General features: G+C 36.8%; 23 protein-coding genes, 1 pseudogene and 1 riboswitch. Of the genes and pseudogenes, 17 read left to right on the top strand and 7 right to left on the bottom strand.

Going from position 1 to position 25,399, the window contains the following annotated elements:
* Nucleotides 1–327: 327 nt before the first annotated feature.
* Nucleotides 328–522, bottom strand: coding sequence for a YbdD/YjiX family protein (locus tag AN964_RS17465; protein WP_055740913.1), 195 nt, complete (start codon nt 520–522; stop codon nt 328–330).
* A gap of 5 nt (nt 523–527) precedes the next feature.
* The gene (locus tag AN964_RS17460; protein ID WP_055740912.1) at nt 528–2,603 is read right to left on the bottom strand and encodes a carbon starvation CstA family protein; all 2,076 of its coding nucleotides are present in this window, start codon (nt 2,601–2,603) and stop codon (nt 528–530) included.
* Nucleotides 2,604–2,831: 228 nt separating this feature from the next.
* Here AN964_RS17460 and AN964_RS17455 point away from each other — a divergent pair, with 228 nt between their 5' ends.
* Nucleotides 2,832–3,401 carry a GNAT family N-acetyltransferase gene (locus tag AN964_RS17455; protein ID WP_055740911.1) on the top strand — a complete coding sequence of 190 codons (570 nt, stop codon included), beginning with the start codon at nt 2,832–2,834 and terminating at the stop codon, nt 3,399–3,401.
* Nucleotides 3,402–3,735: 334 nt separating this feature from the next.
* Entirely contained in the window at nt 3,736–4,647 is a 912-nt protein-coding gene (locus AN964_RS17450; RefSeq protein WP_055740910.1) for a cation diffusion facilitator family transporter, read from the top strand.
* A gap of 39 nt (nt 4,648–4,686) precedes the next feature.
* On the opposite strand, the gene AN964_RS17445 is transcribed toward AN964_RS17450, so the two are convergent.
* Together AN964_RS17445 and corA are read right to left on the bottom strand one after the other, a co-directional pair.
* Nucleotides 4,687–5,358: an SGNH/GDSL hydrolase family protein gene (locus AN964_RS17445; RefSeq protein WP_055740909.1), complete on the bottom strand. Its 672-nt coding sequence runs from the start codon at nt 5,356–5,358 to the stop codon at nt 4,687–4,689.
* 73 nt (nt 5,359–5,431) lie between these two features.
* Entirely contained in the window at nt 5,432–6,385 is a 954-nt protein-coding gene (gene corA / locus AN964_RS17440) for a magnesium/cobalt transporter CorA (RefSeq protein WP_055740908.1), read from the bottom strand.
* A 253-nt stretch (nt 6,386–6,638) separates the two neighbouring features.
* On the opposite strand from corA, the gene AN964_RS17435 reads away from it, so the two are divergent.
* Together AN964_RS17435 and AN964_RS17430 are read left to right on the top strand one after the other, a co-directional pair.
* Entirely contained in the window at nt 6,639–7,343 is a 705-nt protein-coding gene (locus tag AN964_RS17435) for a gamma-glutamyl-gamma-aminobutyrate hydrolase family protein (RefSeq protein ID WP_055740907.1), read from the top strand.
* 172 nt (nt 7,344–7,515) lie between these two features.
* Nucleotides 7,516–8,445, top strand: coding sequence for a dipeptidase (locus AN964_RS17430; RefSeq protein WP_055740906.1), 930 nt, complete (start codon nt 7,516–7,518; stop codon nt 8,443–8,445).
* Here AN964_RS17430 and AN964_RS27530 read toward each other — a convergent pair.
* Nucleotides 8,430–8,804 carry a DUF3899 domain-containing protein gene (locus AN964_RS27530; protein WP_055740905.1) on the bottom strand — a complete coding sequence of 125 codons (375 nt, stop codon included), beginning with the start codon at nt 8,802–8,804 and terminating at the stop codon, nt 8,430–8,432. The two genes, AN964_RS17430 and AN964_RS27530, sit on opposite strands and share 16 nt — an antisense overlap.
* A 142-nt stretch (nt 8,805–8,946) precedes the next feature.
* Here AN964_RS27530 and AN964_RS17420 point away from each other — a divergent pair, with 142 nt between their 5' ends.
* The 8 genes and pseudogenes from AN964_RS17420 to AN964_RS17390 all read left to right on the top strand — a co-directional run bounded on the left by AN964_RS17420 (nt 8,947) and on the right by AN964_RS17390 (nt 16,379).
* A complete protein-coding gene (locus AN964_RS17420; RefSeq protein WP_055740904.1) occupies nt 8,947–10,593 on the top strand; it encodes a peptide ABC transporter substrate-binding protein in 1,647 nt (548 codons plus the stop codon).
* A 194-nt stretch (nt 10,594–10,787) separates the two neighbouring features.
* Nucleotides 10,788–11,720 (top strand): oligopeptide ABC transporter permease, encoded by a 933-nt coding sequence (gene opp3b / locus AN964_RS17415; RefSeq protein ID WP_126649115.1) that lies wholly within the window; start codon nt 10,788–10,790, stop codon nt 11,718–11,720.
* 8 nt (nt 11,721–11,728) lie between these two features.
* The gene (opp3C, locus tag AN964_RS17410) at nt 11,729–12,787 is read left to right on the top strand and encodes an oligopeptide ABC transporter permease (RefSeq protein ID WP_244885893.1); all 1,059 of its coding nucleotides are present in this window, start codon (nt 11,729–11,731) and stop codon (nt 12,785–12,787) included.
* 13 nt (nt 12,788–12,800) lie between these two features.
* Nucleotides 12,801–13,820, top strand: coding sequence for an ABC transporter ATP-binding protein (locus AN964_RS17405; RefSeq protein ID WP_055740903.1), 1,020 nt, complete (start codon nt 12,801–12,803; stop codon nt 13,818–13,820).
* Nucleotides 13,820–14,788: an ABC transporter ATP-binding protein gene (locus AN964_RS17400; RefSeq protein ID WP_055740902.1), complete on the top strand. Its 969-nt coding sequence runs from the start codon at nt 13,820–13,822 to the stop codon at nt 14,786–14,788. Before AN964_RS17405 ends, AN964_RS17400 begins: the two co-directional genes overlap by 1 nt.
* A gap of 162 nt (nt 14,789–14,950) precedes the next feature.
* Complete coding sequence (locus tag AN964_RS17395) at nt 14,951–15,601, top strand: SGNH/GDSL hydrolase family protein (RefSeq protein ID WP_055740901.1); 651 nt, start codon at nt 14,951–14,953, stop codon at nt 15,599–15,601.
* Nucleotides 15,602–15,774: 173 nt separating this feature from the next.
* A pseudogene (locus tag AN964_RS27615) lies at nt 15,775–15,852 on the top strand (YjcZ family sporulation protein); the annotation flags it as partial.
* Between the two features lie 269 nt (nt 15,853–16,121).
* Nucleotides 16,122–16,379 (top strand): hypothetical protein, encoded by a 258-nt coding sequence (locus AN964_RS17390; protein WP_200915628.1) that lies wholly within the window; start codon nt 16,122–16,124, stop codon nt 16,377–16,379.
* 93 nt (nt 16,380–16,472) lie between these two features.
* On the opposite strand, the gene AN964_RS17385 is transcribed toward AN964_RS17390, so the two are convergent.
* Nucleotides 16,473–17,582, bottom strand: coding sequence for a histidine kinase N-terminal domain-containing protein (locus AN964_RS17385; protein WP_055740899.1), 1,110 nt, complete (start codon nt 17,580–17,582; stop codon nt 16,473–16,475).
* Nucleotides 17,583–17,769: 187 nt separating this feature from the next.
* Nucleotides 17,770–17,873, top strand: a riboswitch (TPP riboswitch).
* Between the two features lie 133 nt (nt 17,874–18,006).
* Here AN964_RS17385 and thiT point away from each other — a divergent pair.
* The 4 genes from thiT to fumC all read left to right on the top strand — a co-directional run bounded on the left by thiT (nt 18,007) and on the right by fumC (nt 24,333).
* Entirely contained in the window at nt 18,007–18,585 is a 579-nt protein-coding gene (gene thiT / locus AN964_RS17380; RefSeq protein ID WP_280513073.1) for an energy-coupled thiamine transporter ThiT, read from the top strand.
* A gap of 324 nt (nt 18,586–18,909) precedes the next feature.
* The gene (locus AN964_RS17375) at nt 18,910–20,976 is read left to right on the top strand and encodes a transglycosylase domain-containing protein (protein ID WP_235950514.1); all 2,067 of its coding nucleotides are present in this window, start codon (nt 18,910–18,912) and stop codon (nt 20,974–20,976) included.
* Nucleotides 20,977–21,321: 345 nt separating this feature from the next.
* Nucleotides 21,322–22,593: an MFS transporter gene (locus tag AN964_RS17370; protein WP_055740896.1), complete on the top strand. Its 1,272-nt coding sequence runs from the start codon at nt 21,322–21,324 to the stop codon at nt 22,591–22,593.
* Between the two features lie 354 nt (nt 22,594–22,947).
* The gene (gene fumC / locus AN964_RS17365; RefSeq protein ID WP_083489392.1) at nt 22,948–24,333 is read left to right on the top strand and encodes a class II fumarate hydratase; all 1,386 of its coding nucleotides are present in this window, start codon (nt 22,948–22,950) and stop codon (nt 24,331–24,333) included.
* 183 nt (nt 24,334–24,516) lie between these two features.
* On the opposite strand, the gene AN964_RS17360 is transcribed toward fumC, so the two are convergent.
* On the bottom strand, nt 24,517–24,723 hold the full coding sequence (locus tag AN964_RS17360; RefSeq protein WP_055740894.1) for an alpha/beta-type small acid-soluble spore protein: 207 nt from the start codon (nt 24,721–24,723) through the stop codon (nt 24,517–24,519).
* A 350-nt stretch (nt 24,724–25,073) separates the two neighbouring features.
* Here AN964_RS17360 and AN964_RS17355 point away from each other — a divergent pair, with 350 nt between their 5' ends.
* A complete protein-coding gene (locus AN964_RS17355; RefSeq protein ID WP_055740893.1) occupies nt 25,074–25,328 on the top strand; it encodes a hypothetical protein in 255 nt (84 codons plus the stop codon).
* Nucleotides 25,329–25,399: the final 71 nt, after the last annotated feature.

Raw genomic sequence — 25,399 nt, 5'->3', positions numbered from 1 at the left:
AGCTTCTAGCAATGATTGTCCATTATGCACTAATACTACTGTACGATATTATTGTTACAGAGATATGAAAAAAATTTTAAAATGAAATGAAAATTCGATATCCAATTTGCTATTTTTGAAAAAAAAGATACATTGGAAGGGAGAAACTAGGGGAAATACCAAATATATTAAAAATACATAAAAAAAAAGACACCTTTATCTCAATGGATAAAAATGCCTTTCAAAAACTTTAAACTATTTAACACCTTTCGTCACTGTCTAGGTACACTTTTCCGATTTTTGCGTCTTCTCCGTACGCCGATGAGCAAAGCGCCTACGCTTTTCTTATCAACAGCAGCGATTTACTTTACCGCTTTCATATTTTTCTTTTAATGCAAACATATAATATTCCTTTTCAGACATTATAGGTTCATTTGGATGTTTTCTTTTCTGATGTTCAACGTATTGATCATAATTGGGAAGGCCAAAAATGACCTTAATATTACATTGAATTTTCTTGAAGGTTGCTGCAAGTGAATTCATGATCCTCACCTACTTAACGGTACATTTGGAAACTTTGTTTGAATAAACGGCGTTTCATGCAGCTGAGCTTTTTTCTTCTTAACCAGAATGTTATACCATACTCTTAAGGAATCAATTACCATTAAGAGCACGATGGCAATAAAGACAATCGTTAAAGTAGCATCCAATCGGTCATTAAAGACAATTTGCTTCATGACATCCATGCTCGTTGCTGGACCTACAACCTTTCCGCTGTCGATACCGTCCTGATAAATTTTTGCATGGGCGAAAAATCCAATGGCAGGCACTTTTGAGAATAATTTCATAAATGCTGCTGTAAGTGTAGTGACGGTTAAGAAAACATACGGAATAATTGTCACCCAGGAGTAACGGGCTTTTCCCATTTTAATAATAATGGTAGTTGCAACCGCAAGAGCAATAGCTGCAAGCATTTGATTGGATATTCCAAACAATGCCCATAGGGAGTTGATACCGCCAAATGGGTCAATTGCACCTTGATACGTGATATAGGCCCACCCTAAAGTAATGAGGGCTGAAGCAATAATATTTGCTATAAGATTGTTCGTTTTTGCAAAAGGCTTATAGAAGTTACCAACCAAGTCCTGTAACATAAAACGCCCAATTCTTGTGCCTGCATCTATGGTGGTTAAGATAAATAGTGCCTCAAATAGAATGGCAAAATGATACCAGAATGCTTTCGCTCCAGCTAAAAAGCTTGTGAAAATTTCTGCCATACCTACTGCAAGAGTCGGTGCTCCGCCGGTTCTGGAAAGAATGGAGGCTTCCCCAATATCCTTTGCTGCATTAGTGATATCACTAGCTGAAACTTGGAATCCCCAAGTGGAAATGACGGATGCCGCATTGGCTGCATCTGTACCAATAGCTGCCGCGGGAGCATTCATAGCAAAATATAGCCCTGGATGAAGGGAACATGCAGCAATTAAAGCCATAATAGCGACTCCGGACTCCATTAACATACCGCCATAACCGATAAAACGGGCATGGGACTCTTTTTCTATCATTTTCGGAGTTGTTCCAGAAGACACAAGGGCGTGGAAACCAGAAACAGATCCGCAAGCAATGGTTATAAATAAGAAAGGAAATAAGTTACCGGCAAATACTGGTCCAGTTCCATCAATAAATTTACTGATTTTTGGCATATGCAGATCAGGAAGTACGATTAAAATACCAGCTGCCAATAGAAAGATGACACCAATTTTCAAAAATGAGCTTAAATAATCACGAGGAGCAAGCAATAGCCAAACAGGAAGGATGGATGCCACAAAACCATAAATCCCAATCATAACAGCCAGTTGCCCGCCAGTGAATGTAAACATTTTAGCTAGTTCAGGGTCTGCAGCAATATATTGGCCACCCCAAAGAGCTATCATGAGTAATACAAATCCAATGATAGATCCTTCTAATACTTTACCTGGACGGATGTACCGCATATATATACCCATTAGAATCGCAATCGGTATTGTACATGCGATGGTAAATACACCCCAAGGTGAACCGGCAAGCGCTTTCACCACTACGAGTGCTAAAACAGCAAGTAAGATAATCATAATGGCTAAAATTCCAATAGATGCAATAATCCCACCGAATGGACCTACTTCTTCCTTTGCCATTTGTCCCAGTGACTTACCGTTTCTTCTCATGGATCCCATTAGAATAACACCGTCTTGGACTGCTCCTGCCAAGACAACCCCAATAATAATCCAAAGTGCACCAGGCAAGTATCCCATTTGAGCGGCCAATATTGGACCTACCAGTGGACCTGCACCGGCAATCGCCGCAAAATGATGACCGAATAATACCCATTTATTTGTGGGCACGAAATCTTTCCCATCATCATTTACTTCTGCTGGTGTTGCCCGGTTATCATTTAGCTTGAAAATCTTATAAGCGATAAATTTACTATAAAACCTGTATGCTACTGCATAAGTACAAACAGCGGCAACAACCAGCCATGCAGCTGAAATTGTCTCACCATTGGCTAACCCAAGTAATGCAAAAGCAACAGCGCCAAGAATAGAAATAATAGTCCAAATTAAAATGGAAAGAGGCTTTTTATTCAATTCTCTATACTCCCCTCTACCCAAAATCTATTAGAACAAGAAATATTCGAATAATTTATAGTTAGCCCTCCTAACGAATGATTTTGAATATTCCTAATTCAACAAAAATAATAACCTAGACAACCTGAATTATCAAGTGCAAATTGCGTCTTATCCAATATTTGTTACAAATATTTTCCGACATTATTATTATTTTGATAAAATAAGTATGACAAGGAGGAATATACATTGATTAGAATTGGAAAAAAAAATGAACCTGAAAATTATGTGGAAGAGATAGCAGCTTTAACGTATGAAATTCTGAAGGATTTAGGAATTGACGTTCTTCAGAACCAATCACAAAGGAAAGTAGTGAACTTTCTTAAGGAATTATATAGGAAGGATCATAATCGTTTTAGCTATCATAATACGCTTGTGAAAGAATCAGATGGGCAAATCTTTGGGATAGCTATCATATACCATGGCATGGATGCACAGGAATATGATAAGAATTTTGTTCAACATTTGCAGCAGGAGTTTCATTGTAGCCAAATAGAGCTTTCAAAGGAAACGGAGAAAGATGAGTATTATTTGGATTCATTAGCTGTTTCTCCCAATCATCGTAAAAAGGGAGTAGGCGGTGAACTGTTAAAAGCATTTGAAAATGCTGGGTACGAGAAGGGATTTCATAAATTATCCTTGAACGTGGATGAAGACAATACAAACGCATATCGATTGTATGAGAAAAATGGGTTTGTATATGAGTCTACATTTGACTTATATGGGCATCCTTATTTACATATGGTTAAGTATATTTAAAAGTTATATTATTAACCTATTTTCAAAAACGGGGAGAAAGTTTGATAAGAGCAACATTTTTAGAATAATATCAAACAGTTCACCTCAAATTAAAAGCGTACATATGGGCAAAAATCTTTCTCTAGACCCACCTGATGACGATTTGTTAAGATAACAATGCTGCTTTCTTATAAGTTGTTATCCTCTCATGCGCAGAATCCTAATGAAGTATAGTTTCAGCGCATCTTTTCTTAGAAGAATATCCATTCTAAAGTCGAATGAGTAATTCTATTGGATTTCAACATGTTTAAGAAAAGAGTCGTGACAAAAGACTTTTCAATGAGGTGTTTATACAGTGGGTGCACGTGAATCTTTAGCGAGAAGAGTCGCTTGGATAAGTGTTTGGAGCAATCTTGTCTTAACAATTGGAAAAATTCTAGCCGGGTGGTTTGGACGAAGTGATGCCGTTATGGCAGATGGAATTCATTCCAGCGCGGATGTATTTGCCTCTATCATCGTACTCTTGGTGATTAAAGTTGCCAATAAACCTGCAGATGAAGATCATCCATACGGACATGGAAAGGCAGAGGTAATAGTCTCCGGGGTAGTAGGGATATTGTTATTGCTAATATCCTTTTATATATTATATGAAGGAATAACAGGCTTCTTTCATCCTATTGAACCGCCAAGACTTTTGGCAATGTGGATTGCCATCCTATCATTCGTAATGAAGGAATTATTATACAGATGGTCCTATAAGGTTGCAAAGCAGCATAGCAGCAAGGCAATTGAAGCAATTGCTTTAGACCATAAGGCCGATATTGTGGCTTCGATCGCTGCGGCATTCGGGGTATTCATTTCTTATTTGGGCACTACATTTGACCTTCACATCTTGTTGTATGGTGATAAAGTAGCAAGTATTTTTGTAGCATATTTAATTTTTAAAATATCAAAGGATATGTTAAACGAAGCTTTTCAAATTCTTATTGAGCGAAATATCGATATGGAAATCCTTCAAAGCTATATATCCACCATATCGGAGTTCGCGGAAGTAAGAAGAATTGATAAAATTCGTGCCCGCGAGCATGGAAATTATATTTTAGTTGATTTGCGAATTTCTGTAGATCATTTTAAAACAATAAAGGAAGGACATGATCTTTCCAGGGAAATTAAAGAAAAGCTTATGGAGAAAAATGATAATATAAGGGAAGTCCTTATTCATTTAAATCCATATTTTCCTGAGGAATCGAAAATAGATGAGAAATAAAGAAATACTGCTGAAAAAACATTCAGCAGTATTTCTATTCTACAGACCTAAATCCTCATAAATTTTCTTTCCCATCACATAGTATCCCTCTGGGGTTAAGTGAATGCCGTCATCACTTATTAATTCCTTTAAATCCCCAGCTTTCTTAATAGCCGTACGGACATCAATGCTTAGCACATCCAACTGCTCAATTAATAAAGAAAGGCTGCGATTATACAAACCATGCCAATGCTCGATTCCGCCTACATAACTAATCCAATGGCTAATTGATTTTCCATATTGATTTGCGATGGATCGATAATATCTTACTGGATCTAATGGTGGAAGAGTTAACAATAATGGTTTTATACCTGATGTTTTGAACTTTTCGACCATGTATTTTATGTTCTTTATATAAATTTGGAGTGGAACAATTGGCACATGTTCCGCTTCCGGTTTTTTGGCGACTTCATCCCAATGGAAGTTACAGTCATTACCGCCGACACAAATAATAACAATATCGGGATGCTCCGATATAACATCTTTTTCAATCCTCTTTAATAATAAGTTAGAGTTATCGTTAAATACGCCCTTATTAACGACATCTATAGTAGAATCATTTGCAAAAAATCCCTGCAAAAATGCTGGATAATTTTCTTTTAATATTCTTAATCGGCCTTTAACAAAGGAAACTCCTCTTGTAATACTATCTCCAAAACATACAATCTTCACATTAAATCCTCCAAAAATTGATTGAATACGTGATCTTGTAAATATTTTAGACCTTTAAAGTAAAAAAGTCGATTTATTCAATTTTATCATTGAACCAACCTTTTTTCTTAAAATAAAGCGGAATCCCGATTCCAATCGTAAGCATAATAATCCATACAAATAAATACCCATATTTCCATTTCAATTCTGGCATGTGTACAAAATTCATTCCATACACCCCAACTATGAAAGTAAGAGGCAAAAAGATGGTGCTTAAAATCGTCAATTTAATCATGATTTGATTGCCGTGAAAAGCATTTAGAGATATGTATGAATCTCGAATGTCTGCTGTGAGTTCACGTGAATCTTCCACAATTTCAGATAGCCTCAGCAAATGATCATAAATATCGCTAAAATAGCCGTGGTATTCCTGAAAGTCTGGGATACGACTGGAGTTAATGATTCTATATACTAAATCACGCATAGGGTAAATCGTTCTTCGCAGCCGCAATAGATCACTTCGAATATCAAATACCTCATCCATCAATGCCGTCGTGGATAATCCCTTTGTATTATCTTCCGCATCATTTAGGCGATCCTCCATGGAATAAATGATAGGAAAATATAAATCAACGGCTTCATCCAGAATAGCGTGGAATATCAGTAAAGGTGTATTCAACGCACCTGATTCAATTTTTTTATTAACTTTATCCAGATACATAAGCGATTCAAAGTGAAAGGTAACGATGAAATTTTTCCCCAGGAAACAGTCTATTTCTTTCACCACCGAGGTTTCCGGATTTAAGGCATGAAAAACAAAAAAAGTATAATCTTCATAATGGTCAAGCTTAGGTCTTTGAATATATAAAAGACAGTCTTCAATCGCAAGAGGATGAAAATGAAAAAAAGTAGATAAAAGTGCTGATTCATTCTGCGTTGGGTTTTCAAAATCAACCCAATACCATCTGTATTTATTACCAGATAAGTCGTCTAGACTTATATCTTTATGTAATGTTCCGTCGTGAGCAAGTGCGACAATCCTTAACATTAAACCACCTAGTTCCATAAACTTTTTACATCTATTAATAATATTCATTTAATAATATACCCTTATAGAAAAATGAAATCATTATTTTTAGTAAAAATATCCTTTGTTTTTATGTTTGGTGATGGATGTGAGCGAAGGTTAACCTTTTTAAAGAAAAATAAATTTTAGAAAGATTCATAACATTTGATAGTTATTCCTCCAAATTACGATATAATGAAATCACAACATGAGTTTAATAAAGGGGTGACGATTAGTGAAGCCACTAATAGGAATTACAGCACATGTGGAGTTAGATTCAAAACATACTCTAGCCAATGATTATATTCAAGCAGTCATTAAGGCTGGCGGTATCCCGGTACTTCTACCAATTGGAATTGATGCCGATGTAAGACAATTGGCAAGTAGACTTGATGGTTTAGTTCTGTCAGGAGGTGGTGATATTGATCCCACTCTATTTGGGGAAGAACCTCATCCTAATCTTGGAACCATATCTCCTGGGCGTGATAGCTTAGAGATTGCACTCATCCAAGAAATGCTGGACAGGGATAAACCTATTTTGGCAATTTGCCGAGGTATTCAAATATTGAACATTGCTGCTGGAGGTGATATGTTTCAAGATATCTATAACCAAATAGATACTCCTTTGCTCCAGCATTCACAAAAAGCATCCAGATCTCATTTATCCCACTATGTAAAAGCGGAGCCTAATAGTTTACTAGCTAACATTGCAGGTCAATCTGAATTTAAGGTAAACTCCTTTCATCATCAGGCTGTAAGAAATGTTATCCATCCGCTTGTAATCACGGCACTTGCTTCTGATGGAGTGATTGAGGCAATTGAGAGTGTCCACCACTCATTTGTGGTTGGAGTCCAATGGCATCCAGAACCATTAGCATTAAATGGAGACCATATTTCTATGCAGTTATTTATAAAATTTGTAGAAGCTTGCAAACAATAAAGGCTCTTTTCTTAAACTATGTAGCTTTTGTAGATGAAAGCCTTATAAGCATCTTTATCCGGGATATGAATGAACAGCCATTATGGTAAAACATGCCCCGAAAGTAAATTTGTATCATTTACGAAAAACAACAATCTGTACGAAAACAAGCATATTAATTGAGGTGATAGTAATGAATATTATTGATCTGCACTGTGATGCATTAATGAAACTTGCTGATGCAAAAGGAAAATTAAATTATGCGGATGCCCCTGAATTAGATACAAATAAAATCCGCCTTCAAAAAGGCGGAGTGAAGGTCCAATGTTTTGCTATTTTTATTCATCCTAACATGAAGGCCGAGCAAAAGTTTCAAGCTGCACTTGATCAAGTGGATTATTTCTATAACGAAGTGCTTGCCAAAAATCCTGAAATGAAACAAATCAAGGATTGGAATGACTTTGATCAATTAAATCATGGGGAAATAGGGGCAATGCTCACCCTTGAAGGCGTTGATGCAATTGGAAACGACATGCATAAATTAAGTATACTGTATCAACTAGGTGTTCGTTCGGTTGGCTTAACGTGGAATAATGCAAATTTAGCTGCAGATGGTGCAGGGGAACCGCGCGGAGCTGGATTAACGGCCTTTGGAAAAGAAATTGTCCAATTCAATAATCAGCATCACGTGTTTACGGATGTTTCCCACCTTTGTGAACAAGCGTTTTGGGACGTGATGGAGTATGCAGATTATCCTATTGCTAGTCATTCTAATGCTAGGGCAGTTTGTGATCATGTAAGGAATTTATATGATCAGCAGGCAAAGGCTATGTTTGACCGCGGCGGTTTAATCCATGTGGTATTTTGCCCGCAATTTGTTAAAGCTGGAGGTAAAAATGTAACAATTGCGGATTTAATAAAGCACATAGATCATTTCTGTTCCCTTGGGGGAGTAAATCAAATTGGTTTAGGGTCAGACTTTGATGGAATCGAAACCTATATTCATAATCTTGAAGATTCTTCTATGTATCAAAACCTAATTAATGAACTATTAAAGTATTACTCTGAGGACCAAGTAAAAGGCTTTGCATATCAAAACTTTTTGGATCACCGTCCAAAATAAACAATTTGAAGTGAAAAAAGAATACTGATCAAACAATAACATAACCCTATGTATATCCAAGGTTTTGGGGGAATTGGCTTCTTTTGGGTTGGATAATATTCGATCACTTTTCCCTCAATTTCCTGGATAATTTGCTCTTTCTTGTTTATTACCCGAAAAAAATGCTTGAAACTATGTATAAAGGCGGAAAAGAAGTTGCTCGACCAAACTAAAATAATACTGCCTATTAATAAATAAATTAAGCCCAAGTAGAATAAGGCATTAGTCCACAATAGGAAATTCCATTCATGAAAAACGAGAAATATATACGGAAAAGATAAGATAAGCGATATGCCAGCACTTAAATATACTTTTTTCATATAATATCAACCTTTCTGAAGTAGTAAATATATTTTATCATATTTAATATTTTTGCAATATTTAAATTAGTGTTGAAAGTTATTAAAAAAAGATATAAACTATTTCGTAAATAGAAAAAATTCGATTAATAGGGGGAAGCTCATGAATAGAAAAAAAGTAATACCTTTTATTATTTTTTTTGTAGTTGCTGCTTTAGCACTTTCGGGGTGCGGTTTTAGTGCCAATAAGGAAACGGGATCCAAGGAAACTGAAAAAGGTAATAAAGGAAGTGCAAAACAAGTATTAAATGTAACCGCTTCCGCAGAAATTCCCACTATGGACTCCACGAAAGCACACGATGCAGTTGCATTTACAGTATTAAATAATACAAATGAAGGCTTATACCGACAAGACCAAAATAATCAACCGATTTTAGCTATGGCCGAAAAAGATGATGTAAGTTCTGATGGCCTCGTACATACCTTTACCATTCGGGATGCGAAATGGAGCAATGGCGACCCTGTTACGGCCCATGATTTTGAGTTTGCATGGAAAAGGGTATTAAAGGAAGCGGGACCATACAACTATATGTTTGTAACCGCTGGTGTTAAAAATGCCCAGGCTATCATTGACGGCAAAAAGTCTGCGGATGAATTAGGCGTCAAAGCAATGGATGATAAAACATTGCAAGTTACATTAGAAAATCCTAATCCATTATTAGAAACGTTGCTTACCTTTGGAACATTTCTTCCGCAAAATCAAAAATTTGTAGAGAAATTGGGCGATAAGTACGCTTTGGAAGCAGATAATTTATTATCTAACGGACCTTTCAAATTGGCGGAATGGAAGCATGAATCAAGCTGGAAATATGTTAAAAATCCAACATATTGGGATGCAAAAACCGTTAAGCTGGATGAAATTAATGTGTACGTTGTAAAAGATGATGCAACCGGATTAAACCTTTACGAGAGTAAAAAAGTCGACAGGGTTGGCTTAACGGCTGCTACTGTAGATAATTACCGCGATGATAAAGAATTTAAAACCAACACATTAGCTGGAATTGGTTTTCTGCGATTCAATCTAAATAACCCGATATTAAAAAATAAAAATATCAGAAAAGCAATCAATTTTGCCATTGATAAGAAAGGCTTAACAGATATTGCTTTAAATAATGGTGCCGTGCCATTATATGGAATTGTACCAAAGAATTATTATTTCTCTCCTGATAAAAAAGATTTCAGGGAGCTAAATGGTGATTTATTAAAGGGTACAAAAGAAGAAGCGAAGAAATATTGGCAAGAGGGTTTAAAAGAAGCAGGTGCTAAATCTGTTAAATTATCCATCAATATTTCAGATGCAGAATCAAGTAAACAAATGGCAGAGTTTATTCAATCTCAATTAGAAACAAATCTTCCAGGTTTCAAATTAGAAATTAAAGCTGTACCGTTTGAGCAAAGACTCGAAATTGAAAAATCTATTAAGTATGATATTTCTTTATCGACATGGGGACCTGATTATAGTGATCCAATGACTTATTTAGATATGTGGGTAACTGGAAGCTCATCAAATCGTGAGGATTACTCAAATCCAAAATATGATGCACTTGTTGAAAAGGCACGTCTTGAAACAGACAAAGCAAAACGATATGAAATGTTATTGCAACTTGAAAAAATGTTGTTGGAAGATGATGTAGCAATTGCTCCATTATACCAATCTGGAGAGGCAATATTACAGCACAATAATATTAAAGACCTAGTGGAACATCCGAGTGGAGCAGATTTTAGCTATAAATGGACATATATCGAATAAAACAAACTGCTAAACATGAAAGAGGATGTATCGATTGGTGCATCCTCTTTCATTTTCTAAATATTCGGATAGACAAGCTGTTCATGACAGGTTTATAAATTCAAGTCGGTATATTTGCACAAAATTAACATCTTTGGAGGGCAGTCTCTCATTAGAGCTGTGATAAAGCATCCTAATCGAATTGAGGTGTACTAGTGAAAACGTATATTCTAAAAAGACTTGCTTACATGCTCGTTACTATTTTTATCATTATCACATTTACCTTTTTTTTAATGCATCTTTTACCGGGAACACCGTTTAATAATGCTGAAAAGCTTTCAGACAAGCAACTAAAAATATTAAATGCCAAATATGGATTAGACCAACCTGTCGCACTTCAATATCTTCGTTATTTAGGTAACTTACTGCACGGAGATCTAGGCATGTCTTTCAAATATCCAGGCAGAACAGTAGACGATATGATTTTAAGCCGTATTGGACCTTCTGCTTTGATTGGATTACAGGCAATGATATTTGGAACGATTGTAGGATTATTACTTGGAATTATTGCCGCCCTTAGGCATAATACGATCCTAGACTACGGATCTGTTACATTAGCTGTTCTTGGAATGTCCATACCATCATTCGTATTTGCTGCATTACTTCAATACTATGTTGGCGTTAAGCTTGGCTGGCTTCCACCTGCATTATGGGAGAGCTATAAATACACATTACTCCCGTCATTTGCACTTTCAGTAGGTGTAATAGCCACTGTCTCGCGCTTTATTCGGACAGAAATGCTGGAGGTATTGGGCCATGACTATATTATTACTGCACGGGCAAAAGGTCTTTCGGAGTCGAGGGTAATTTCCAAACATGTTCTGCGTAATGCATTAATCCCCGTTGTCACGATGCTTGGTCCGATTGGGGTAGGAATAATGACTGGAACCTTGGTTATTGAGAAAATATTTGCGGTTCCGGGTTTGGGAGAACAATTTACTTTATCCATATTAGTGAATGATTATAGTGTAATTATGGGAATTACCATTTTTTACAGTGCATTATTTATTTTTGTCGTGTTTCTCGTGGATATCCTATATGGAATTCTTGATCCTCGCATTAATTTTAAGAGAGGGGCAGAAGTATGAATCTAGAAATTAATAATAATAAAACATCCCTCCCGATTGAAAATACAAAACATTTTGGCAATAACTCGATACCAACAGAAATTACGGATGATCTTTTTGTAGCTGCACCTATGGATGTAAATAAGCAGGATGAAATATTATCTCCGCCGGTAACTTTTTGGAAGGAGGCCATGGGCAGGCTTTTAAAAAATAAGGGATCTGTTATTTCTCTTATTATATTAGTCTTAATGATTATGCTGGCTCTTATTGGACCGCAAATTAGCGGTTACACGTATAAACAACAAAATATCGCCCATACAAATTTGCCTCCGAAAATATCTGGATTGGAATGGCTTGGTTTTAACGGTAAAGATGTCCATGGCATTGATCAGTATAAAAAAAGAAATATCAAATCCAACCATTGGTTTGGGACAGATGAATTTGGCAGGGATTTATGGACAAGGGTTTGGAAGGGGACGCAAATATCCTTATTTATCGCGTTAGTAGCTGCCTTACTCGACCTATTTATTGGTGTCTTATATGGAGGAATTTCCGCTTTTTATGGCGGTAAGGTAGATAATTTTATGCAAAGAATTATCGAAGTATTAGTAGGGATCCCGAATTTAATCGTGATTATTCTCTTTATCCTGATACTGGAACCTGGTATCACGTCCATTATTTTAGCAATGATTATCACAGGTTGGGTAGGAATGGCCAGGGTCGTTCGGGGACAAGTTCTACAATTAAAAGGACAGGAATTTGTACTGGCTTCCCGTACATTGGGGGCCTCTAATGGGAGATTAATAGGGAAACATCTGCTTCCAAATGTTATGGGACCTATTATTGTAACCTTGACGTTTACTATTCCTACAGCCATATTTTTTGAGGCGTTTTTAAGCTTCATTGGCCTTGGCTTGCAAGCGCCGCTGGCATCGCTTGGTGTTTTAATTGAAGATGGATATAAAGGGATGCGCTTTTTTACCTACAAGCTTATTTTTCCAGCGGTAGTGATAAGTGCTATCATGATAAGTTTTAATCTTTTAGGGGACGGACTTAGAGATGCGCTGGATCCGAAGATGAGAAAATAGAGGAGGCCATTGTATGAAGGACCATATTTTAGAAGTGGAGGATTTACATGTTTCCTTCCACACGCAAAATGGTGTGGTTAATGCTGTCAGGGGTGTGAATTTCACATTAAATAAAGGCGAAACGTTAGCAATAGTCGGAGAATCTGGATCGGGAAAATCAGTAACAGCAAAAGCTATCATGCGTTTATTACCGAAACAAAATGCAAGAATTACTTCCGGTAAAATCAATTACGAGAATCATGATTTGCTAGATATGCCAATCAGGAAGGTCCAACAAATAAGAGGTTCACAAATTTCCATGGTTTTTCAAGATCCTATGACCGCTCTTAATCCTACAATGAAAATAGGCAAGCAAATTATCGAAGGGCTGAAAAAACATCAGAATCTCACAAACCAACAAGCAAGAATAAAAGCAATTGAAATGCTCAAATTGGTTGGCATTCCAAACGCGGAAGAACGTCTGGATTCTTATCCGCACCAATATTCTGGTGGAATGAGACAACGGGTAGTGATTGCTATGGCTTTAGCTTGCAATCCGAAAATATTAATTGCAGATGAACCGACAACCGCCTTAGATGTAACAATACAAGCACAAATACTAGAATTAATGAAAGCATTGCAGAAAAAAACAGGGGCCTCCATTATTATTATTACCCATGATCTTGGTGTCGTTGCAAATATGGCAGATCGCGTAGCTGTTATGTATGCAGGAGAAATCGTTGAGATGGGGACGGTAGAAGAGATCTTTTATACTCCTCAGCACCCATATACAATGGGCTTACTGCAATCAATGCCAAAGCTTCATGAAGATCGTACGAAACCATTAATTCCGATTCCTGGATCTCCTCCAGATTTAGCAAGTCTTGGAGCGGGATGTCCATTTGCTCCAAGATGCCCTTATACAATGAAGGTATGTCATTATTTTGCACCTGGTACATCGGAGGGAACAAATGGGCACTCTGTTGCATGCTGGCTCCAGGATGAGAGGACACCTAAGGAACTACAGCCTGTAGGCATTGGAGGTACATACTAATGCAAAACTTGAAACCATTAATTGAGGTTGAAAATGTGTCTAAACATTTTTCCATTGGCAAAAACAAAACATTACACGCTGTAGACGAAATTAGTTTCACCATATATAAAGGGGAAACACTGGGATTAGTAGGAGAATCAGGATGCGGGAAGTCCACAGTTGGCAGAACGCTTATCCAGCTCTATACTCCAACTTCCGGCCGAGTTATATTTGCTGGTGAAGAATTGGGGGACAGAAAAGGAAAAGCGGACAAGAAGTTTATCCATAAAAATATGCAAATGATATATCAAGACCCGTATTCCTCGTTAAATCCTCGTATGACTGTATTAGAAATTATTTCTGAAGGGTTGCTTATCCACCATCCAAATATGAGCGGGATGGAACGAAGGACTCGGGTATTAGAGTTATTGGAACTGGTAGGTCTAAATCAGAACCACGCTAATCGATACCCACATGAATTCAGTGGTGGTCAAAGACAACGGGTAGGAATTGCAAGAGCATTAGCAGTCGATCCGCAATTTATTGTTGCAGATGAGCCTATTGCCGCATTAGATGTTTCCATCCAAGCGCAAATTGTTAATTTACTGAAAAACCTGCAAGAAGAAAAAGGATTAACGTACTTATTTATTGCTCATGATTTATCCATGGTAAAACATATTAGTGATAGAATTGCTGTAATGTATTTAGGCCATATAATGGAACTTACGGAAAGTGAGGAATTGTATGATAATCCGCTACACCCATACACCCAAGCACTTTTATCTGCAATCCCGCTTCCTGACCCTAAATTGGAAAGGCAAAGAGAACGGATTATTCTAAAAGGGGATGTACCAAATCCTGTGAATCCTCCGAGCGGATGCAGATTTCGTACTAGATGTCCTAAAGCGATGGATATTTGTTCTATAAAAACACCAAACTGGGTAGAGGCGAAACCAAACCATTTTGTGGCTTGTCATTTATATGAATAATTAGTAAAGGGAGAAACATTGGTAGTTTCTCCTTTTTTATTTTTCCCATTCAGAGTAGATTACCTTATCCGCCTATTTTTATCGAACCCAGTGACCATCCGCTGAAAAATGAATACTAATGAATAAGGATATTTATCATAGTTTTTGTTGGGGGGGGTAATGATGAGGTATCTGGCAATAGGCGATGGTTTATGTTCAGGGATAGGGGCATCATTTTTGTCACCAGGATTTATTCATAGACATGCGAGAATGGCAGAAGAAGTGTTGAAGGAGAGAGTCTCTGTTACTAGTATTGCTCGCTCAACCTATCGTTCTAATGACATCTATACGCTTTTAGAGGAAAAGCGGGTAAAAGATGCAATGAAAGACAGTGGCATCATTGTACTTTCTGCAGGGCATCAAGATTATATCGATGCTATGAATAAGTATAAGGAGAACAAAAATGAGACGGAGTTCTTTCGATCATTAAAGACTTGCAAGAGTAATATTGATGATATTGTTCAAAAGATAAAGGACATGAAATCCGAGCAGAATGACAAATATATGTTGATCATTTTGGGTCTCCATAATCCGTATCCTGAGGATGAAAACGCAGAAAAATGGATTAAAAACTTTAATCGGTATATGGAATCTATGGCAAGAAAACCACCTATATATGCTTTAAATATTCATCAGTATTTTAAAGGTGAGGAAGAAAAGTGGTGCACAAGAGATTTACTCTATCCAAATAATGATGGACATCGAGAGCTTGCAAGAAAAATGCATGAAATTGGTTATGCGGCTATCCACGAAGAAGTGCCTGTCAATAAATAATATTTTTGTCTATAAAATAATCAAAAGCCCATAACAATTGGTTCAATAATGAATAATGTATTTCATTAGAAATATTATTGAACTCCTTTTTAAGGAGGTGATACTTTATGTGTGGATGCGGCGGATATGGATACGGCTATGGATATCCTGGATATGGCTACGGTGTCGGTTTTGGAGCTGGACGTGGATTCGCGTTAATCGTGGTGTTGTTTATTCTTCTTATTATCGTTGGTGCAGCTTATGTATACTAGGTAACCGGAATATCCCTTTTCCACATTTAGCAGGAAAGGGATATTCTTTTTTTAAGAAGGTTAAATGCTTAAATTGTTATTTTAATGAATTATAGTACCCGAAATGAAAAGCGGGACGACCAAGGCAGTTATTTGCTAGAACCTTGTCATAAATTACATAAGAAAATTAAGCGATGGCCCTGTACGATTGTCCATCTCAAAAAATATAAATCTCCATACACTAAAGTGTAGGAATTTAATGGAGGTGAACACAATTGAATTACTATCATATGTGTCAGCGTGGGATCGGAAGACCCGTTGAAATTCGTACAAAAGACGGAAGAATTCATCGGGGAATAATTCATCGAGTAGATAATAGGATGGTATATTTAAGACCTCTTCCAGGAGGATATGGAGGTTACGCATATCCATTTTATGGTGGATATGGTTATCCATATTGGGGCTGGGGCTGGGGTTGGGGCTTCGGTGCAGGAATAGCATTAGGTGCAATTGGAGCCTTGGCCTTTTTACCTTTCTTTTTTTGGTAATATATTGCTGGATTTATATGAACAAAGAAACTCTTCCAATTTCGGGAGAGTTCTTTACTTTAACAGTATGTATATGGATGCTTCTAAAAGTTGTTATGTATGTGGAAGTAGGATCTTAAATACAGTCCATTCATCCGTTGAATGACACGTTAATATTCCGCCATGCTTTTCTATAGTATTTTTGCATACATAAAGCCCTAACCCGGTTCCGCTTTCCTTTTGTGAAACAAATGGTTCAAAAATATGATCTATTAAGCTTTCAGGAATTTTTGGACCATTATTAGCTATTTCTAACGATACAAATGAGTCTTGTTTATCTAATTTAATCCGAATAATTGGGTGTTCTATATTTAATAAAACATCTATCGCATTAAAAATAATATTAACAAGCACCTGTTTGATCTCATCATGATAACCTAAAATGCTATAATTTTCTTTGTATTCCTTTTGTACCTCTACATTCACTTCTAATATTCGAGGATATAAAAATGATAATACTTGTTCAATTAAATCATTGAGCAAAACAGTTGTTTTTTTATTTTCGATAATTTCCTTTTTTGATAGCATCAAAAATTGTGAAATACTAAACTTTAATTGTTCAAGCTCATTGGAAATGATGTCCAAATAAGGAATCTCAGGGTAATCTGCTCTTAATAATTGAACGAAACCGTGAATAGATGTTAGCGGGTTACGGAATTCATGAACAAAACTGGAAGTCATTTGTCCCAGAAGTGTTAACCGATCTTGATGTGTCGAAGAAATATATTGATTTTTTTCTTTAATAATCATATCCTGTGTTTCAGAATACTTGGAAACAGCGTAATAAAGAAATTGATCAAAAGTGTAGTTTACCTTATCTAAGGAAGGCTGCAGTTTATTCCACTCCGTATGCAGGGAGCATAAATTCTTGAAAATGATAGTACGTCCCAAATTAACATTATAAACAAATTCACCAATATTAATATTGGCATTTTTTCTTTCTTCTGCAACTTTTTCTGATAACGGTTTTAATAGCTGATCAATTTGATTTTTTGGCATTGAGATGGCCTTCAAAACAATATCGTACATAAATTGGCCATTTAAAAGCACACCTTCTTTAAAGGGATCTTTTTCGCTTATTAATATTTTGTTATTCCATTGGGATAAGATTCGCTCACGACAATCTTCCAGAAAATCTATAACAACATCTTTTAACGGAATCATTTTGTCACCCCCTAAAAAAACGTTACTTTAGAGAACATAAGTGTTTTATTTTAAATATATCAAAATTATCAAACACTTTCCAAGTTATTTTAATGAATTTACTACTTTTCTTAAATAAATGGAGAATAAAGTAAAAATGATTGTCAAATGTATAGTTTCGTAGTATATTCAAGAAGGTAAAAATGAATATTCCCACAAGGGGAGCCGATATGGCTGAGAGTGAACGACTGAGTTCTGACCCTATGAACCTGTTAGATAATGCTAGCGCAGGGACTGTGGTTTGATGGAATGAGCAATACAAGGACTTCCTAAAAACCGTCCTGTATTGCTTTTTTATTTATAGCAATATAGAGGTTTTATTCATCCCGGTCCCTAATAGGGCAGTCAGTTCATAATGAAGTATTAGGGAATGGGGAGGATGAAAATGAGAACGAAAACGTTATTTCTTGTGGAAGTTGCTGTTTTAGGAGCACTTGCTTATTTGCTTGATCTTGTATCAAGTGTTATTTTTCAAGCGATATGGCCAGAAGGAGGTTCTGTTTCTATCGCGATGGTTCCGGTTTTTATCATGGCATATCGTTGGGGACTAAAAGGCGGACTATTAACCGGATTTATATTGGGATTATTACAATTTATCATTGGATATTCTAAAGTATATGTATTAATACAGCTTATTTTAGATTATTTTGTAGCATTTACAGTATTGGGATTTGCAGGTCTTTTTGCAAATCAAGTGCGTAGTGCTATTCAGGAATCAAAAAAAGGGAAATGGATTACGTTTTCAGTTATAGGAATATTTGTCGGTTGTATATTAAGATTTATCGTTCATTTTTATACAGGAATTGTATTCTTTGGATCTTACGCACCAAAAGGGCAGCCGGTAGCGCTTTATTCATTCTTATATAATGGTACTTATATGTTGCCAAGCTTTATCTTAAGCTCTATTTTGGTTGTATTCATTTTAATAACAGCTCCAAGACTTGTAAAGAATGTAAAAAAATAATAGAAACGAAGAAGGGGAGCTATCCCTTTCTTTTTATATAATCATAAAAAAATAATTAGTAACTAGCTCACGTCAATCAACTAACGGAACCGTTAAAGATAAGTGGGCATCATCTTCTGAACTGCCTCTGGTGCGTTATCTAAATCTTGCGACGAAGCACCTATAGCCCTATGACAATGGTTAGGGGCCACTGTTTTTAAAATTTCCATTGATTTTTTTCAAGTTCCATAATATCCTTTAGCATAGAAATAGAGACAGCTCTATTTTGTAAATATTGGAATGTGATTCCTCCATTCCAAATGAATGATGAAAGCAGGGAACTACATGAAACGGTTACAGCCAGTTTGGGTTGCTGTAAAACGGTTATGGAAGAAAGCACATATGAATCAAATAATCTTGCTGGCACTATCCCTTGTAGTGTTAGGATTTTTGGGATTTTTCACCTATTTTGCCAGTACGGTTAATGTTGGCTCATTGAAAAAAGGATTAGCACAATCCACAGCGATTTACGATAAAGATGGGGATCTTGCAAGTAAAATATCAGCCAATCGAACAGAAGGAGTCTCCATAAAACAAGTGCCGGACAATTTGAAAAATGCAGTTGTTGCAATTGAGGACCATAGATTTTATGATCACGGCGGGTTCGATATCCGCGGAATGACAAGCGCCTTTTTCAAAAACATTGCCGCAGGCGGTGTTACGGCCGGGGGAAGTACGATTACCCAACAGTTAACGAAGAATGCACTTCTTTCCCCGGAAAGAACATATAGACGTAAAATTGAAGAGCTTTTTTTAGCTGTTAAAATTGAAAAATATTATTCTAAAGATGATATTTTACAAATGTATTTAAACCAAATCTTTTTTGGACATGGTGCTTGGGGTGTTCAAAACGCATCTAAGAAATATTTCGGGAAAGATGTCCAGAATGTTGATTTAAGTGAAGCAGCAACATTGGCCGGCATCATTAATGCACCATCTGCACTCGATCCATATAAACATATGGACCGGGCAATTCAGCGCAGAAATGTTGTGTTGGGAGCCATGAAAAAATATGGTTACATTACAAATGATCAGTATAAAAAAGCAGTTAACGAAAAATTAGTTTTAAAAGACACTGGGGGAGATCCTTTAAAAGGAAAATATCCTTATTATGTGGATGCGGTATTAGATGAAGCAATTAATCGTTATGGATTGACACAAGATGAGATTTTAACCAGAGGATATCGCATTTATACAGAGATGGATCAAAACATTCAATCTGGACTTGAACGTGTATACCAAAATGATTATTTATTTCCTTCGGGACGCAGCGGAGATTTAGTACAAAGCGGAGGGATTTTGCTGGATCCAAAATCGGGTGGAGTAAGAGCACTTGTAGGAGGAAGAGGTCAAAAGGTATTCCGGGGATTTAACCGGGCTACCCAGCTGCAAAGACAACCTGGATCAACGATGAAGCCATTAGCGGTGTATACGCCGGCATTAGAAGAAGGTTATACGGCAAATTCCTCCTTGAAGGACGAACAAATGACCTTCGGAAATTACGCTCCTAAAAATTATAATGGACAGTATCTCGGGGAAGTTCCAATGTATAAAGCAGTTGAAGACTCGATTAATTTACCGGCCGTCTGGCTTTTAAATGAAATTGGGATAGATAAAGGAATGGATGCATCCAAACGATTTGGAATTCCATTAACAAATGAGGATAGAAATCTAGGATTGGCTCTCGGCGGATTGCACAAAGGTGTATCACCGATGCAAATGGCTGATGCATTTTCGGCTTTTGCCAATGACGGAAAACGCTATGATGCCCATATTATCACGAAGATTGTAGGGCCAACTGGCAATATTATTGCTGAGAGAAAACCGAAGGAAACAGATGTAACCAGTAAAAAAGTTGCAGATGAAATGACTTCTATGTTACTGAATGTTGTAGAAACGGGAACTGGGAAAGGTGTAAATGTTCCTGGCTATACCATTGCTGGAAAAACAGGCTCTACACAATCCTCATACAGTTCAAACGGAACAACAGATCAGTGGTTCGTGGGATATACCCCAAATCTTGTTGGTGCTGTCTGGATAGGATATGATAAAACCGATTCACAGCACTATTTAAATGGACTAAGCTCCCAAGGAGTTGTGCCAGTTTTCCAGGCTGTCATGCAAAACACATTGAAATACACGAAACCAGGTCAGTTTGGTGTACAATCTGTCAATGCAACTCTTGCCGGGAAAAAGGATAACCAATCCTTCATTGATAAAGCAGAGGAAATTGATAAAAAATTAAAAGAAGGCGCAAAAAAACTCAAAGATAAGATAGAAGAGCACAAAAGCAAGTGGAAGGATTTAACAGATCAATTAAAGAAAAAATGGAATGAAATTAGAGGACATTAATGATTATGGAAAGGCTCCAAACTGTGTTTGGGGTCTTTTTTTATATGGAATTATAATGTCGGAAACGGGTCACATTCACTCAGAAAGAGGGAACAAAGAAAAACGGAAGGAGCATATTAAATTGGATGGAAGGAGCGAAAAACCGGCAAAGTGACATAAAATGACGCATATACCCCGAAAGAACAATGAAAACTAGAAAAGCCCATAAATCAAACATATATAATTACGAATCTGTTAAGATTAATTTCCGCCTTCAGACCGAGATAAAACCATTCATGAGATAGTCCCGAAACAAATTCCTGCCAAATATAATTAAGGTAACTTAAAAGAATGAGGTATAGGAGAATGAAAAAATTTATTGAGTTATTTAAAAATCGCAGCTTTGCCAAATTGTTTTTTGCAAATTTCACGTCCCAAATGGGATCTGTTATTGGAATGACGGCTTTTACGTTCTACTTGCTTGACCGATTTTCTAATCAGCCTGGATATGCTTCCGCTGCAGAAATGATGTACTCATTGCCGACGCTGGCTATCTTTTTCATTGTTGGGGTTGTAGCGGATCGGATGGATCGTCAAAAGGTTGCTTACTATTGCGACACGATCAGTATTTTTCTCACCGCAGCATTATTTGTTGCCATATACATTGGATGGATGCCATTAGTTTTTGCCGTCCTCTTCCTAAGAAGTGGGGTTCGTAAATTTTTTGCCCCGGCAGAATCTGCTATAATGCAAGGGATTTTAGCAAAAGACGATTACGCAACTGCAGCTGGTTTAAACCAAATGGTATCAAGTATTTTTATGCTTTTCGGAAGCGGTCTCGGTATCATTGCGTATAAGCTTACTGGAGTATATGGCGCCGTTATTATTGATGCAATATCATTTTTCATTAGTGCGATATTAATAAAAGCGAATCGCTTTGAGGAAAAAGTCAGAATGCCGAATGGTAAGCATACATGGAAAGATCTAAATATTTCCCTTGTGTTTAAGGATTTTAAATCTGGTGCTGGGTATATTCTGAATCATAAGCTACTGCGCTCCTTGATTATCGGCTTTATTGTTTTTGGGGTTGCAAATGGAGGATTTTCCGTTATCCCAATTTTTATTCTAAAGTATAAACTAGCACCAAACACTTATGAAGAATATTCGGTGTTAATTGGAATAATATTCGGGTGCGGGGTTTTAATCGGCAGTGTGATTAGTTCTATTTTAGTTCAAAAATATAAGTTCCATCATTTAATTATTATCGGATTACTTATATCTGGAGGATTTGTTGCTCTATCTGGATTTGCAACATCTATCCCAGCATTTTTAAGTCTAACATTTATCTCAGCACTTGCATTGCCGGTCATAAATGTTTCCATTGGCGGCTGGATGCCTAGTATCGTGGACCCTAAGCTAATGGGGAGGGTGCAAGGATGGATTGATCCGTTAATGATGTCATCCCAAACGATTACGTTAGCATTTATTGGAGTAGCTTTTCAAAAGTTCCTTAGTATCGAGGCATTATTCTGCATAGTTGGATTTGCCTTAATGCTGCCTGCTATTTATTATATGATTGTTTTACCTAGATTAGTAAAAGGAAGTACAGTTATTCAGGAAAAATCTCCTGCAATGTGAAGAAAAATAGCTTGAATGGAAAGCGACTTCTAAATCGAAGTTGCTTTTTTAGTTTTTTTTTAGAAATTTATAATAGTTAACTTTAAAAAAAGAGTTCCGTCTACCTCAAAGTGCAAATTTCACCAACACCTATTGGCTAACGGATTTCTCCGTCTCCTTCCTATGATAAGCCAACATTAGCTCTTGAACTACCTCACTGTGTTTCCCTTTTTCTCGCTTGTGACTACGAAATCCCTACGTATTTGTTATAAGCATTCCACATGAACTTTAAAAATAAATATGAGAAAATAAACATGAAAATGGGTCAATTAGGAAACAAATGTATAGTGTATGACGCTTAAGGAGGAATGTATGATGGAATATCGTATTGAAAAAGATACCTTAGGAGAAATGAAAGTTCCAGCAGATAAATATTGGGGGGCTCAAACTCAAAGAAGTAAAGAGAATTTCCCGATTGGTTCTGAAAAAATGCCGATGGAGGTTGTCCGTGCTTTTGCTCAACTTAAAAAAGCCGCAGCCGTTGTAAATCAAAGACTCGGAAAACTATCCGAAACAAAAAGCACTGCGATTGTGAAAGCATGTGAGGAAGTTTTAGAAGGTAGATTTGATGATCATTTTCCACTCGTTGTTTGGCAAACAGGAAGCGGTACACAATCTAATATGAATGTAAATGAAGTGATAGCAAGACGGGCAAATGAAATACTGAAAGGGCAAAATAGTGAGGAAAAAATTCATCCGAATGACGATATTAATATGTCGCAAAGCTCAAATGACACATTTCCGACTGCTATGCATATTGCAGCGTTTCATGAATTACAAACAAGATTATTGCCGTCCATTGAACAATTGAAAAATACTTTAGCGCAAAAAGAACAAGCATTTATGGATATTATTAAAATTGGCCGGACCCATCTTCAGGATGCTACTCCATTAACACTTGGCCAAGAGATCAGCGGCTGGAGAGCAATGCTGGAAAAAAGTGAGCAAATGATCAAAGAAAGCGCGGGTCATATATTAAGTTTGGCAATCGGCGGTACAGCAGTTGGTACTGGGATTAATGCTGACCCGCGTTTTGGTGAAGAGGTAGCAAAACAATTAAATGAGCAAATGGGTTATGCTTTCCGTTCATCCGATAACAAATTCCATGCCTTAACCAGCCATGATGAAATAGTTCATGTACATGGTGCGTTAAAGGGACTTGCAGCAGATTTAATGAAAATTGCAAATGATGTTAGATGGTTAGCAAGTGGACCAAGAAGTGGAATTGGCGAAATTTCCATCCCTGCGAATGAACCAGGAAGTTCCATCATGCCTGGCAAAGTAAATCCGACACAAAGTGAAGCCCTTACGATGGTAGCTGTTCAAGTGTTTGGAAATGATGCAGCTATAGGTTTTGCTGCAAGCCAAGGAAACTTTGAATTAAATGTATTCAAACCAGTTATTATCTATAATTTTCTGCAGTCTTTACATCTACTAGCAGACAGTATCAAATCATTTGATGAAAGATGTGCGGTAGGAATTGAACCGAATAAAGAGGTTATTACTGAAAATGTAAATCGTTCCTTAATGCTGGTGACTGCACTTAACCCGCATATTGGTTATGAAAAAGCAGCTGAAATTGCAAAATTAGCGTTTAAAGAAGGGACCACCTTGAAGGAAGCTGCAATTAAAACAGGGTACTTAACAGAGGAACAATATAATCAATGGATTGATCCAAGTAAAATGGTAAACCTTAAATAAGGTAGAAAAGCGACACTTCTAGGCATATGGATTTCGTAGGCTTCCACTGAGATAATGGGAACACAGTTCACGAGCCGATGTTTTACCCTCAGGGAGAAGAAGGCATAAAAGTAGGTGCTGGTGCCAAAAATTAAAGGGAGACACTCACGGTGTCTCCCAAGCCATTACTATATTTATTTTTGATTATTGATGGAAGCCTCCGCCTAATTGTTGTTCAGCCATTTGAACAAGGCGTTTTGTAATTTCTCCTCCAACAGATCCATTAGCGCGAGAAGTTGTATCTGCACCAAGGTTAACACCAAATTCAGAAGCAATTTCATACTTCATTTGATCAATTGCTTGTTGTGCTCCAGGAGCTACTAATTGGTTAGAATTGTTGTTACGTGCCATAATTCTGTCATCTCCTCGTTGATTTTTTTTGGTTGGGTTAGCTGGACTTGCACCAGCACACAAATTACTTTGTGACCATCTATGGTATAACCCAATGTTGTTTGCTGCTTGTACTAGTATTATGTTTTTTTAAACATAAAATATACAACAAAATAATTAGGAAATTTATTCCGAATCCATGCCATTTGCAGAATGATTTTATAGAAGATTACACACCATAAAAGAAAAGTGGAAGCATCTCAGCTCTAGCATTCGGATGACGGAGAAAACCGCTAGCCGATAGGCGCTGGTGAAATTTGAAGTGCCAATTTCACTTGAAACTACACAGAGTCTTAAAATGGGGGGATTCCATGCAGTGGTGTGAATTATGTAATGGTGTTTCGGAACTGACGATTCCTTGTATTCAGTGCGGAAAGGAGATGGAGGATCAAGGAAGAATTTATGATTATTATGAAAACTACAGTCCGTATATGGAAATTGATTTGATAAAATTAGAGGATGGTGATCCAACAAGTTCAAAACGCCAGGAATGTGTGCATTTATTTAAATGCAGAGAATGCGGGTTTGATTTTCCAAAAACTATAGCTTATCAGCCCCCGAAATAAAAAAGCAATCGGAAAAACCGATTGCAAGAAATATATATAATAAAAGGGTGGTAGCAAATTAGGAATAATTT

The sequence above is a fragment of the Heyndrickxia shackletonii genome (assembly GCF_001420715.1).
In the GTDB taxonomy this organism is placed as follows: domain Bacteria; phylum Bacillota; class Bacilli; order Bacillales; family Bacillaceae_C; genus Margalitia; species Margalitia shackletonii.
Note: the sequence above shows the minus strand (reverse complement) of the source record. Positions and strands in the feature narration are given on the sequence as shown.

Excerpts from the sequence above, each read along its gene's own strand:
- AN964_RS17360 (WP_055740894.1), bottom strand. The coding sequence starts at position 24,723 with ATGGCACGTAACAACAATTCTAACCAATTAGTAGCTCCTGGAGCACAA.
- AN964_RS17465 (WP_055740913.1), bottom strand. The coding sequence starts at position 522 with ATGAATTCACTTGCAGCAACCTTCAAGAAAATTCAATGTAATATTAAG.
- AN964_RS17390 (WP_200915628.1), top strand. The coding sequence starts at position 16,122 with ATGTGTCAGCGTGGGATCGGAAGACCCGTTGAAATTCGTACAAAAGAC.
- AN964_RS17420 (WP_055740904.1), top strand. The coding sequence starts at position 8,947 with ATGAATAGAAAAAAAGTAATACCTTTTATTATTTTTTTTGTAGTTGCT.
- thiT (WP_280513073.1), top strand. The coding sequence starts at position 18,007 with ATGAGAACGAAAACGTTATTTCTTGTGGAAGTTGCTGTTTTAGGAGCA.
- AN964_RS17375 (WP_235950514.1), top strand. The coding sequence starts at position 18,910 with ATGAAACGGTTACAGCCAGTTTGGGTTGCTGTAAAACGGTTATGGAAG.
- AN964_RS17430 (WP_055740906.1), top strand. The coding sequence starts at position 7,516 with ATGAATATTATTGATCTGCACTGTGATGCATTAATGAAACTTGCTGAT.
- AN964_RS17400 (WP_055740902.1), top strand. The coding sequence starts at position 13,820 with ATGCAAAACTTGAAACCATTAATTGAGGTTGAAAATGTGTCTAAACAT.
- AN964_RS17385 (WP_055740899.1), bottom strand. The coding sequence starts at position 17,582 with ATGATTCCGTTAAAAGATGTTGTTATAGATTTTCTGGAAGATTGTCGT.
- AN964_RS17355 (WP_055740893.1), top strand. The coding sequence starts at position 25,074 with ATGCAGTGGTGTGAATTATGTAATGGTGTTTCGGAACTGACGATTCCT.
- AN964_RS17395 (WP_055740901.1), top strand. The coding sequence starts at position 14,951 with ATGAGGTATCTGGCAATAGGCGATGGTTTATGTTCAGGGATAGGGGCA.
- AN964_RS27530 (WP_055740905.1), bottom strand. The coding sequence starts at position 8,804 with ATGAAAAAAGTATATTTAAGTGCTGGCATATCGCTTATCTTATCTTTT.
- AN964_RS17370 (WP_055740896.1), top strand. The coding sequence starts at position 21,322 with ATGAAAAAATTTATTGAGTTATTTAAAAATCGCAGCTTTGCCAAATTG.
- corA (WP_055740908.1), bottom strand. The coding sequence starts at position 6,385 with ATGTTAAGGATTGTCGCACTTGCTCACGACGGAACATTACATAAAGAT.
- AN964_RS17405 (WP_055740903.1), top strand. The coding sequence starts at position 12,801 with ATGAAGGACCATATTTTAGAAGTGGAGGATTTACATGTTTCCTTCCAC.
- fumC (WP_083489392.1), top strand. The coding sequence starts at position 22,948 with ATGGAATATCGTATTGAAAAAGATACCTTAGGAGAAATGAAAGTTCCA.